Source organism: Sphingobacteriia bacterium (assembly GCA_017304685.1).
Lineage (GTDB): Bacteria > Pseudomonadota > Alphaproteobacteria > Rickettsiales > 33-17 > JAFKLR01.
On the sequence record JAFKLR010000003.1, the window covers coordinates 811,425 to 823,860 of the forward strand.

At 28.4% G+C, this 12,436-nt stretch carries 8 protein-coding genes; 7 read left to right on the plus strand and 1 reads right to left on the minus strand.

The window, feature by feature from the left end:
• Positions 1 to 26: 26 nt before the first annotated feature.
• From J0H68_03880 to J0H68_03895, 4 genes are all read left to right on the plus strand, one after another.
• Positions 27 to 401 carry an NADH-quinone oxidoreductase subunit A gene (locus tag J0H68_03880; GenBank protein ID MBN8827825.1) on the plus strand — a complete coding sequence of 125 codons (375 nt, stop codon included), beginning with the start codon at positions 27 to 29 and terminating at the stop codon, positions 399 to 401.
• A gap of 18 nt (positions 402 to 419) precedes the next feature.
• Positions 420 to 947 carry an NADH-quinone oxidoreductase subunit B gene (locus J0H68_03885; GenBank protein MBN8827826.1) on the plus strand — a complete coding sequence of 176 codons (528 nt, stop codon included), beginning with the start codon at positions 420 to 422 and terminating at the stop codon, positions 945 to 947.
• A gap of 4 nt (positions 948 to 951) precedes the next feature.
• On the plus strand, positions 952 to 1,563 hold the full coding sequence (locus J0H68_03890) for an NADH-quinone oxidoreductase subunit C (GenBank protein ID MBN8827827.1): 612 nt from the start codon (positions 952 to 954) through the stop codon (positions 1,561 to 1,563).
• A gap of 444 nt (positions 1,564 to 2,007) precedes the next feature.
• Positions 2,008 to 2,277 carry a hypothetical protein gene (locus J0H68_03895; GenBank protein MBN8827828.1) on the plus strand — a complete coding sequence of 90 codons (270 nt, stop codon included), beginning with the start codon at positions 2,008 to 2,010 and terminating at the stop codon, positions 2,275 to 2,277.
• Here J0H68_03895 and J0H68_03900 read toward each other — a convergent pair whose 3' ends face one another.
• Positions 2,278 to 4,755 (minus strand): ankyrin repeat domain-containing protein, encoded by a 2,478-nt coding sequence (locus tag J0H68_03900; protein MBN8827829.1) that lies wholly within the window; start codon positions 4,753 to 4,755, stop codon positions 2,278 to 2,280.
• A gap of 244 nt (positions 4,756 to 4,999) precedes the next feature.
• On the opposite strand from J0H68_03900, the gene J0H68_03905 reads away from it, so the two are divergent.
• The 3 genes from J0H68_03905 (at position 5,000) to J0H68_03915 (ending at position 12,014) form a co-directional block, all read left to right on the plus strand.
• Positions 5,000 to 6,178, plus strand: coding sequence for an NADH-quinone oxidoreductase subunit D (locus J0H68_03905; protein ID MBN8827830.1), 1,179 nt, complete (start codon positions 5,000 to 5,002; stop codon positions 6,176 to 6,178).
• 18 nt (positions 6,179 to 6,196) lie between these two features.
• Positions 6,197 to 6,805, plus strand: a complete 609-nt coding sequence (gene nuoE, locus J0H68_03910) for an NADH-quinone oxidoreductase subunit NuoE (protein MBN8827831.1) — start codon at positions 6,197 to 6,199, stop codon at positions 6,803 to 6,805.
• Positions 6,806 to 7,184: 379 nt separating this feature from the next.
• Entirely contained in the window at positions 7,185 to 12,014 is a 4,830-nt protein-coding gene (locus J0H68_03915; protein MBN8827832.1) for a hypothetical protein, read from the plus strand.
• The last annotated feature ends 422 nt before the right edge of the window (positions 12,015 to 12,436 follow it).

Below are 12,436 nucleotides of genomic sequence, written 5' to 3' on the forward strand. Positions count from 1 at the left end.
AAAATCAGAGGCTTATAAGAAAGTTAATGTTTTTTGACCTTGAAATCTTACATAAATACTTACCAATTTTAATCTTTTTAGGTATTGCAATTGGGTTATCATTTGTAATAACTGTTTTACCATTTATTATAGCAAGTAATAAGCCTGACAAAGAAAAACTTTCCGCTTATGAATGTGGATTTGAAGCTTTCGGCGATGCGCGTGGTAAATTTGATGTAAGATTCTATTTAGTAGCAATATTATTTATAATTTTTGATCTTGAAATAACTTTCCTTTTTCCATGGGCAATTTCTTTAGGTAAAATTGGTGTTTTTGGGTTTTGGTCTATGATGATTTTCCTAAGCGTTTTAACTATAGGTTTCATTTATGAATGGAAGAAAGGCGCTCTTGAGTGGGAATAAAAATAATTGGAGAAAATTATGTCTTTAGCATCATCTAACAATTCGGATGAAATTTTAGGGCAAATTGCAGAAGAAGCAAGTAATAAAGGTTTTGTTACAGCTAAACTTGATGACCTTGTTAATTGGGCAAGAACAGGTTCGCTTTGGCCAATGACTTTTGGTCTTGCATGTTGTGCAGTTGAAATGATGCAAACAGCAGCAAGTCGCTATGATCTTGATAGGTTTGGTTTAGTATTTCGCCCTAGTCCAAGGCAATCGGATGTTATGATTGTTGCAGGAACTCTTTGCAATAAAATGGCCCCGGCGCTTAGAAAAGTATATGATCAAATGCCAGAACCACGTTATGTAATTTCTATGGGAAGTTGTGCAAATGGTGGTGGTTATTATCATTATTCATATTCAGTTGTGCGTGGATGTGACCGCATAGTACCAGTCGATGTATATGTTCCAGGTTGCCCACCAACAGCAGAAGCTCTTCTTTATGGAATTTTACAATTACAAAGAAAAATTAAAAAAACTGGCTCATTAAAATTAACTAGAGACTAAATAAATGGCAAATAATTTAAGTAACGAAGCATTAGAAAATCATATTAAAACTTCGCTTCCTTTTGCTGAAGAATTAAAATTTAGAGAAGATATTAAAACAATTCTTTGCCGCGTTCCTGCTGATAAAATTGAAGTTGCACTTAAATTTTTTAAAGATGATGCAAACATAAATTGTAAAGTTTTTGTTGATTTATTTGGTGCTGATTTTCCAGAACGTGAAATGCGTTTCGACATTATTTATAACCTACTTAGCCTTACCCATAATTTACGAGTTGAAATTAAAGTTGCAGCTGATGAAACAACTATTATTCCATCTGCTATAAATGTTTATAACGCAGCCTCTTGGTATGAACGTGAAGCATGGGATATGTATGGGGTTATGTTTGCAAATAATCCTGACTTAAGAAGAATTTTAACCGATTATGGTTTTGAAGGCCATCCGCTTCGTAAAGATTTCCCATTAACAGGTTTTGTTGAAGTTCGTTATGACATTGAAACCAAACGTGTAATTTACGAACCAGTTGACCTTCGCCAAGAATTTAGAAGTTTTGATTTCCTAAGCCCTTGGGAAGGTACTGATTATGTTTTACCAGGCGACGAAAAAGCTGTAAAATAATAACTTATTCTCTAACTTGATTTGAAGATTTTGTATTAGTATTATTAGTTAAATATATTAAATTTCAACATCAACAACGTCTATTTGTTGCTGATTTGCCTATTCGTAGCGTTACCTTTTTTAAAACTTTAATCAATACATTCAATCGTTTTATTGAATTTATTTCATTTTTACAAAGCAATTCCCTTATTAAATAACGCTTCTGTAGATTTAGTTTCGCTTGTAATTACATTGATTTGATTTCACTTTATTATTAATTGTTAAATTTATAGTTTTTTTCAAGTTTTGAGGCTAAGTTACAATCAATTTAATTTACAAGCGCTATAGTTAACAATTAGTTAATTACCAAATTAAATTTTAATTTCAAACACAAGCCTTGTGTTTAAAAGATTTTTCAAATATGCTAGATTTTATGTAGAAGTTAATAGAATAAGGAGAGATAAAATGGCTAGCTCTATTTTAAAGTTTATGCAGGAAGCATTTAAATGCGCAAGTAAAGGGGAATGCAGCAGCTTATTCAAGCTTACAGGTAACTTTATTTTAAATACTTTCAAAACAAAAGGGCTTGCAGGCGGTTTAAGATTTTTCTTTAAACTTTGGATTTTTAAAATTCTAGCAGTATTTGCTCTTAAAAATATTAAATCTATTTTCGGTTTTTTCAAGTCAATGATAAGAAAATTCTCGCCTAATTCAAATAACAGAAATATTCGCTAATTAATTTAAATTTGGTTTATCATTTTTATTATTTGCTAATTTGTTTTTATGATCACGCGTAAATGAAGGTGCTTTATCATCTAAATCATCTTTAGCTAATTCATTTTTCATATCTTTTGATACTTTTTCAAATACAGCCTTTTCTTTAATACCAAATATAGATTTAAATGAACTAATAAACCCTGCTCCACCTTCTCTACTTTTTCTTATCGATTGAACTTTAGGAATAGAAAGCTGTTTAAATAATTCTTTCATTTCACCTTTAGCATAATCAATCGCAGTTTTTCCGAAACGATCTTTCATTTCTATTTTTGCACCTGATTTAACTAACTCTTTTACTGTTTCCAAATGTCCATATTTAGTTGCACTAATTAAAGCTGTTTGACCACTAGCATTATGAGTATTTACATTAGCTCCTGCCTTAATTAATTCTCTAACTATACTCACATTGCCAATTGTGGCCATTTGAATTAATGGGGTCTTGCCATTTGGAAGAGTGACATTAAAATTATATTTTTTCTCAATAAGTACGCTTATAATTTCCATTTGGTTATTATTTAATGCCCATTCTAAAACAAGATCTTTATCACTTAAATTATCCGCTACTTTAGCTAACGGTAAAATTAATGACTCCATTTCTTTTGCTATAGCAAGCTGCAAAACATTATGCCCTTTTATATCGGTAACATTTAGATCGATACCATTATCTATTAACTCAAATGCTTCTTGCTCTTTACCTTTTTTTACTAATTCAATTAATTTCAGTGTATTTTTTTGAACTTCACTAATTTCTCTATTTTCTTTAAAATATTTTTCTTGCAATGGTTTTATGTAATTATCAATATACCCCTTTAAAGGTGCAAATATTTTATATACAATTTCTTTATTTCCCCTTGCTAATTGCTCATTAAATCGCACAATTAATTCTTTATGTTGGTCTTTTGTGGAATAAACTTCATTATCATATACATTGCCAATAGTTCTAATAATTGACTTGATAGTGCCTAATTCTGTAGATTGATTTTCACCTTTTGGGTCAATTTTTAAATAATTATCATTTATAAATTTTATTAATTCTTCTTTAGATAAACCTATTATAAATTTTATTATTTCATCTTTAGACAACTTATCTTTATCTCTAGAAAACTCATTAACAAGTTTTGCGGCTTCTATAGCGACGTTACGTAAAACTATTAATTCAACATTTTCAAAAGCATTTTTTTCTTTTTCATTATTAACACTATAAGGATAAGCTTCATTACTAAATAACATTTGCATTTCATAATGTGTAGCTTCGTGCATTAAGGTTCCTTCAACTCTTTGATTTACCCAATCTAAATATCTACCTGCAACCACAATGCTATTTTTTAAATTGTAATAACCTAAGCTACCATCCATTTCTGGATTAAAATCTTTTACATTTCTTTTATCAGAAATTACTATATTCATTTTATTATTAAGACTATAAGTATACAGGGTTTTAAGTGTATTGAATAAATATTGATTACTAGTAAGCCTTTCTATAATGTCGCCAAGTAATCCTGTTGCCGCAAAATTACCCTCTACAAAAGATACTTTTAAAATTGAATCAACCACTTCTTTTTGTTCAGACGTTAAAGCCCTATATTTTTCTAGCGATTCAGCACTTTCTTCTTGTAAACGTGAAAATAAAGTATCTTTTTTTGTTATTAAAGCATTTTGCTTATTTACTCTGTATGTAACTTTATTTTCAAGTTGCTTATTAACTTGTGCTTCATCGACTTTTTCTTTTAAACTTAAGGCTTCTTTAAATTCATCTTTTGCTTTTTCAAATTCGCCTATTTTGTTGTAAGCATAAGTCAAAGCCATTTTTATATTATATAATTCATTTACTGAACCTTCTAAATTTTCTAAAGCTTCTTTTTTTCGCTTTAGAAAATTTAACATAGCAATTTTATCTTCAGCTTTTCCAATATTTTTAAAGGTTTTAATAAAATTTTCTGAAATAAATTCTTTACTAATATTGAATAATTTCTCTTCAAAAGCTTTTACTTTAGGTTTTAAGCCATTTGAGTTTTTCAATGTATGAGTTAATTTTAAATCAGTAATTTTACGCTCTAGAAAATCAATTAAATTAATTTGATTTTCCATCGTTAAATTACTAATATCAGTCTCATGTGGGGAATTTGCTATATTATCATATAACAGAATATTTTCACTATACATAAGAAATCTTTTAGCTTCAACGTATGCTATTCTTGCTTCATCAAAATTTTTTAATGTTCTAAAGTAATCACCTTGTAACTTTTTTATTATCGCAAGTTGTTTACAAAAATCTTGAGATAAGTTTTTTTCAAAGTTTTTAGCTAAAATACTTTCTTCTAAATCTTGTAAAAATTTTACTATTTCCTGAGGGGAAAGATTTGGGTTCGGTAAACTTTCTAAAACTTTTTTCTCTTCATTTTGCATTGGAGCAAACATTTGAATTATTTCTTTCATAAATCAATTACCTTAGAAATCTTATGTACTTATATTAATTATAAAACTTCTAGGTTAAATAGTTATTAATTTTTTAATTATTTCTTAATTGAGTTTTAAATATTACAATTATCAATAACTTATAGATTTATCCGCATTTATTTAGATTTAATATTTCCTTAAACCTTTCTACTTTTAGTCCTTGAAATATATAAATATTTTCGTTACAAATTAGGTTTGTAATAATTTAAGCCTTAGGGAAGATATGACTCAGCTTGATATTAAAAACATGACCTTAAACTTTGGTCCGCAGCATCCTGCAGCCCATGGAGTTTTAAGGCTAGTTCTTGAAATGGATGGTGAAGTAATTGAAAGAGCTGATCCTCACATTGGTCTTCTCCATCGTGGTACTGAAAAGCTAATGGAGCATAAAACTTACTTACAAGCTCTCCCTTACTTAGACCGCCTTGATTATGTTGCTCCAATGAATCAAGAACATGCATATTGTTTAGCGGTTGAAAAATTACTAGGCTGTGAAGTACCGAAACGCGCTCAATATATTAGGGTTTTATTTTCTGAAATATCAAGATTACTTAATCATATTTTAAATGTAACTACACAAGCACTTGACGTTGGTGCAACCACTCCACTTCTTTGGATGTTTGAAGACCGTGAAAAAATGATGGAATTTTATGAAAGAGTTTCAGGTGCAAGGTTACACGCAGCTTACTTCCGACCAGGTGGAGTTAACCAAGACTTACCTAAAGGTTTACTCGAAGATATTGCTGAATTTATTGAAGAATTTCCAAAGCATTTAAGTGACATGGAAAACTTACTTACTGAAAACCGTATCTGGAAACAACGCTTAGTAGACATAGGTGTTGTAACACCAGAACAAGCAATGGATTGGGGATTTTCTGGTCCGATGCTTAGAGGTTCAGGCATTGCATGGGATTTAAGAAAATCGAGACCTTATGATGTATATGATGAAATCGAATTCGATATTCCAGTTGGAAAAAATGGTGATTGTTACGATAGATATTTAATTCGCATTGAAGAAATGTATCAATCAGTAAAAATAATAAAACAATGCCTTCAAAAAATTCCTGAAGGACCAATAAAAACACTTGATCGTAAAATTGCTTCCCCGCCACGTGCTGAAATGAAAAATTCAATGGAAGCATTAATTCATCACTTTAAATTATATACAGAAGGTTACCATGTTCCAAAAGGTGAATATTACGCAGCTGTAGAAGCACCTAAAGGAGAATTTGGAGTTTACATAATTGCAGATGGAACAAACAGACCATATAGAGCACGTTTAAGAGCACCAGGATTTGCCCATCTTCAAGGATTAGATTTTATGTCAAAAGGACACATGCTTGCAGACGTTGTTACAATAATCGGTAGCCTTGATATTGTATTTGGTGAAATAGATAGATAAGTTTGGAGAATTGTTTTAATGAGCACAGAAAATACATCAACTTGTTTTGAACAACCAAAATCATTCAAGTTTACTGATGAGAATTTAAAAAAAATAAAAGAAATTACTAAAAAATATCCTGAAGGAAGACAGCAAAGCGCTGTTCTACCCGCTTTATATATTGCTCAAGACCAGAGTGGCGGATGGATTTCAAAAGTAGCTATGGATGAAATTGCGCAAATATTGAATATTCCTAATATAAAAGTTTATGAAGTTGCTACATTCTATAGCATGTTCAATTTACAACCTGTAGGCAAATATCATTTACAAATTTGCGGCACCACACCTTGTTGGCTAAGAGGCTCTGATAAGCTGTTTGAAGCTTGTAATTACAAATTAGGAATTAAAAAAGGTGAAACCTCAAGTGACGGTTTATTTACATTAAGCGAAGTTGAATGTCTTGGCGCGTGCGTTAATGCTCCTGTCGTTCAAATTAATAATGAAAATTACTACGAAGATTTAAATGAAGAAAATTTTATAAAGCTTCTCGATAATTTAAAAAATGGTAATGCGCCTAAAATTGGATCACAAATAGGCCGTCAGGGATCATGTCCTGAAGGTGGGTCTACAACCTTAAAAAATAAATAATACTTATACTAATAAGATAATAGATAAGTCCTTACCTGCAGCTGAAAAACTTTTTCGGGCCCAATAATATTAATGATCTTATTTTGCCAACTGATTTAGATATTGAAATTGGTGAGCACTAGGTCGCCAGCAAGTGCTCTTTGGTTGTTTTCTTTATACCAATCTACTTTTTCAAAATTTTTAAAATTCTCTTTTATGTATTAAAAATAATTACTTTTATTACAACCAATAATAGAAAAATATCTTAATCTTAGTTTTAAGTATCTGAATTTTATTATTAAATTAAAACATACGAATTAAAAATTGACTTTTTTCATTTTATTAACTATTATTTAACTAATTTTTAATTTAATTTATTAATTTACATTTAGGTAATAGAATGAAGATTACAGAGGAAAGCTTAAATAAAGATGAAAACTCAGCAGATGAAAGCTTAACTGAAGTCGAAGCTAGAACTCCAATTATTTCTAGATCACCTGCTGTACCAGCTAATACAACAATACGACAAATACCAATTAATTTAGCGCCAACTTCTTTAATAAGCTCAAATAATATACCTACTAATTATTCAGGAGCTCCGCAAAACTATATACCCATAATGCCTCGGGGACAATTCTTTACTGTCGACTTACCATCGCAACCTGTTGCACCCCAAATTAATAATACTACTATAACTGATGTAAAACCATATCTTACTATTAACATAGATCAAGCAACTGCTAATAAAATTATACCTTTATTATTAAAAGTATATCATGATGATAAAAAACAAATAATAAATAACCCTGCTTTAGCAAGCTTCCAATCTTTTTATAAAGATAAAAAAAATACACAGAAAATTATAAATTTCCTAGAGAAGCTGGCTTTAGAAGATCAAATTAACATAATTTTTGCTAAAAATCATAAAACTAGTAATTTATTTACTATGGCCGCTATTAATCCTCAATTATTTAAGTGGATTATTGATAATGTATTTGTTAAAGCTGCTAATAGTTTAGAAAATTATAATTTAGCTAGTAATTTAGAAAAGCGTGAAAAATATACATTATTTAAAACTACTAAAATTTCATACACAATTTTAAAGGAATTGTTAAGCGCTGATCCGAATTTAGAGTTTTATAAAATATTATTTAGTTATTGTAATTCTGATAATTATATTAAAAAAGTAATCGAGCCTTTTAAGACATATTTGTTATCTAAAACAAAAACAAATAAAGTTGCAGATAAGCGCACTTCGATTACAATAATAATTGACGAAGCAAACACTATTTATATTCAAAACTTGCTAGATATATTACCTAATTGTTTCTGGAAAGATCAAAAGTGGGTTGATGCGCTTGTAAATATATATCATAATATTACTGATCAAGCCAAAAAAGATATTATTATTAATATTCTACAACGCAAAAAGGAAGAAATTGGCCTAACTTTTGAAATCCTACCGCAGTCACAAAATGTACTGCAATCTCCTACAAATTATTCAGGCGCTGCTCAAAACTCTTTACAAGCAGATACCCAAGATCATATTTTATCAACTTCAAGTTTACAAATAATTCCGCAAACAAATAATGAAGTTACAAATGAAATTATATTCCACCTTTCTTGCAACAATATTGATCAAGAAACTGCTATTAAAATTAAAAACATTTTATTAAATATTAGTTATAATGATAGAAAAAAACCATTATATAGCTATAATTTAGAAACTTTTCAACTTTTTTACAAAGATAAAAAAAATACTAAAAATGTTATAAATTTTTTGGAAAAGCTTGATTTAAGAAGCCAAATTCAGATTATTTTTACAAATAATATTAATTCAAGTAACTTATATACTATTTCAGCTACTAACCCTGAGCTATTTAAATGGATTGTGGATAATATATTTGTTAATGCAGTAAACAGCATTCATTCTCATAATTTAACTACAAATTTAATAAATTATGAAAAATATTTATTTTATATCTCAAATAATGATTCATTTAGTGTATTAAATGAATTATCACATACTGATCCTGAATTAAAATTTTATAAAATATTATTTAGTCATATTAATTCTAATATTTATGTTCAAAAAGTAATCGAACCTTTTAAGACCTATTTATTATCATCTCCTAAAACTAAAAAAAATTCAAAATCAAAAAATGATCAACCAATAATTCACTTATTAATTGATGAAGCAAGCGTTGAATATATTCAAGGATTATTAAATTTAATACCTGAATACTTTTGGGAAGATCAAAACTGGATTAATGCACTTGAAAATAAGCGTAACAATATTACTGATCAAAACAAAAAAGCTGCTATCAATGAAATTCTTCAACGTAAAAAAGAAAAACGAAATAGAACTATTTTAATGCCAAACTTTTCATCTCAGCAAAGAGATGCAGGAGCAACCTATGTTCCACGAATAAATATTCCTAATACAAGGTTGTCATTTAATCCAGCTAATAATGCACCTACTAATTATTCCGGTAACCCATCTCAACACCCTTCTAACTATTCTATTACACCAAAAGGCTATATGGTTTCTCAGAATAATCCACCTATTGCTGTAGGTCCAAAAGCAAATGCGCCAATTTCTCGTTTACCTGGTCAAAGAATATTTGTGCAGTCTCACAATCAATCATCAATTCAACCTTCAATTAGAGGAGGCAATGTTTATATTACCCAATTGATTTCAGATAATAATTTAAATAAAGAAACAGCAATAGAAGTTAGAGATTTGCTATTAAATATTCAAAACTTACCTGAAAATGTTCCTCACTTACAAGCTTTTAACAAATTTAGTGAATTTACAAGTAATGCTTATTTCATTATAAATTTTTTGGATAAACTTGATTTGCAAGACCAAATTAAAGTTATTTTTAAAAGATATAACTCAATTTGTAGTTTATTCACTAATTCTACTTATATCCCTAAATTATTTAAGTGGATTGTTGATAATGTGTTTGTTAAGGCGTCAAATAGTGCAGAAGCTAATATTTTAAGCAATCATTTAGCAAACGTTAACCAGTATCCTGCAAAACATGGGGCGCTTTTACTAAAATTTTTATTTTCAATAGATAAAAATTTAGATTTTTATAAAATATTGTTTAGTCATTCAAATGAACCAAATTACGTTAATAATGTAATTAATCCTTTTAAGGTTTATTTAATGTCTCCTGTAACAATTATTAAAGCGAATGGATTAGAAAAAATTCCTGTAAAATATGATTATACCATTCAATATTTAATTGAAGTGGCAGATACAAAATATCTTCAGGATCTATTTAATATATTACCTAATTGTTTCTGGGAAGATCAAAACTGGGTTAATACACTTGTAAATAAGTGTAACAATATTACTGATCAAAACAAAAAAATAGCTGTTAATACTATTATTGAGCAGAAAAAGAAAGAAATAAATAAATCAGTTCAAACGATCAATTCCAATATACCATCAAAGAATATTGAAGAAAACTTAGTTATAGATCTTGAAGCACACTCTCCAACTTCAAATGTATTATCAAATAATAACCCTGTAGAAATGAATTCTACTCAAGAAAAAGAACAGGAAAATGATATATTAAACGCTAATACTAAAATAAATAATAATGTTCATAATAAAACCTCACGTATTATAATTAATGAAGAGGAAAGTGAAAAAGGAAGCGGAAGTGAAACTGAACCTTTAACTAATGAAGAATCTAGTGATAATGAAGAAGAATTAATTTTAAATTTATCTATTAACCAAAATACTAATCTTGCCTCACATACAGCACGTCCAGCATTCCTGCCAACTCAAGACCTTGTAGTCGATAATAATTATTCAAGAACACAGCTACAAGTTCAAAATAATTCTTCTGTAGTTAGTCAGAATATAAATACAGTTAAAACTAGTGAAGAAATAAGTGCTGTTAACATTTACCAATTACTTAGTGGTGAATTAAGTAAAGAAATAGCTGTAGAAATCAAAAACATGTTATTGGAATGCAGTAAAAATAATAAGAAAAAAATGCCTTTATTAATTGTCTTTAATAAGTTTTATAAGAATAAAGAAAATACTGAAAAACTTATAAGTTTTTTAGAAAAACTTGAATTAAGTGACCAAATTAAAATTATTTTTATTAGTAATGGTAATTCCAATACATTATTTACTACTTCAGTTATCAATTTTCCATTATTTAAATGGATCGTTAATGAAATTGTTGCAAAAGCTGCAAACGATGAAACCCATGCTGAATTTTTATATACAAATTTGAGAAAAATAAGAAACTATAATATATATATTAAAAATACTCCTTTAAGTCTTTTAAAAGAATTAACAGAGGTTGATAAGGAGCTAAATTTTTACAAAATATTATTTCATCATATAAGGTCTGATAAATATGTTAAAAATGTGATTGAACCTTTTAAGAAATATTTATTAACGCCTGTAAATAAAGTTCGAGGTAAAGAAGGTAAAGGAGCTCTAAAGCAACCTATTACTATTAAAGTAATAATTGATGCAGCAGATATTAGCTATATTCAAAATTTATTAAATTTGTTGCCAGAATGTTTTTGGAGAGATCCAAACTGGTATAAAACTCTTAAGGAAATTAATATTAGTTTATCAGATCAAGATAAAAAGGCAGCTATTAATGCAATTCTCCAACGTAAAAAAGAAGAACTAAAAATAGAGATTCCTGATTTAATGATAGTAGATGAAGGTGAACAAATTACTGAAATGGTTGCTCCTGTAAGACAGCGTCAAAAAGTTAATAAACCAATGACTATTGAGGAAAGGGAAGCTGCACTTGCTACAGCTAGTTTTGCGATAAATAACACTGCCAAAACAAAAATTTCTGAGCAACCAGAGCAAAATTCTAAAACATTTAGTTCATATATGGACTCACTTTTAGAACAAACACTTGATTTAGTTAATTACTATTTATATGTAAGATTGTGCACACTACTAGTTCTTATGGCAAATGGAAAATCAGTTGTAATTCCAGCTTTCCATAAGAAAAACACTGAATCTACTTCATCGGTTATCGAAATTCCAGATGATGAAGATATACAGGTAATTAATAGTAATGCATTACCAACTCAGAATAATATTGTTTCAAATAGGGCAAGAATTGAGATAAGTAGAGGAGTTGAACACAATATTGAAGAAGAGAAATCTGGTGAAGAAAGGCCTAATAAAAGAAGTAAGCTTAACGATGGCTCATCTCAAGCTAAAAAATAAAAACATTTAAAGTTAGGTAAAAGCTTAAATTTTTACCTAACAACCTATTACGTAACTTTACTATTAAAAAATTATAATAACCTTATGCAAAAAAAATGAAATCCAAAAAACTTAAACTATTTTAAAAATTTCTCTTATTATTTATAGGTAAAATTTTACTTCAATAATTTGTGGAAAGCATACTTACAAAAACTAAAGTATTTTTTAATGCTTCGTCCACTTTACCCATATCGCTTGTCATAATATGTAAATAATAAGAAAAACATCCTTTATCAGTAAATATTTTAATTAATAAATTCTTTCTAAACCAATAGCTTAAATTTTACTAAAATTATATTAATATTTAATTGACTTAATTCATTGTGTTAACTATTCTTTAACTTAATTTTAATGAATATTTTATATTAATATATTTAAGGAAT

Bases quoted from the DNA above. Each gene is read 5' to 3' on its own strand.
- J0H68_03880 (MBN8827825.1), top strand. From the start codon at position 27: ATGTTTTTTGACCTTGAAATCTTACATAAATACTTACCAATTTTAATC.
- J0H68_03885 (MBN8827826.1), top strand. From the start codon at position 420: ATGTCTTTAGCATCATCTAACAATTCGGATGAAATTTTAGGGCAAATT.
- J0H68_03890 (MBN8827827.1), top strand. From the start codon at position 952: ATGGCAAATAATTTAAGTAACGAAGCATTAGAAAATCATATTAAAACT.
- J0H68_03895 (MBN8827828.1), top strand. From the start codon at position 2,008: ATGGCTAGCTCTATTTTAAAGTTTATGCAGGAAGCATTTAAATGCGCA.
- J0H68_03900 (MBN8827829.1), bottom strand. From the start codon at position 4,755: ATGAAAGAAATAATTCAAATGTTTGCTCCAATGCAAAATGAAGAGAAA.
- J0H68_03905 (MBN8827830.1), top strand. From the start codon at position 5,000: ATGACTCAGCTTGATATTAAAAACATGACCTTAAACTTTGGTCCGCAG.
- nuoE (MBN8827831.1), top strand. From the start codon at position 6,197: ATGAGCACAGAAAATACATCAACTTGTTTTGAACAACCAAAATCATTC.
- J0H68_03915 (MBN8827832.1), top strand. From the start codon at position 7,185: ATGAAGATTACAGAGGAAAGCTTAAATAAAGATGAAAACTCAGCAGAT.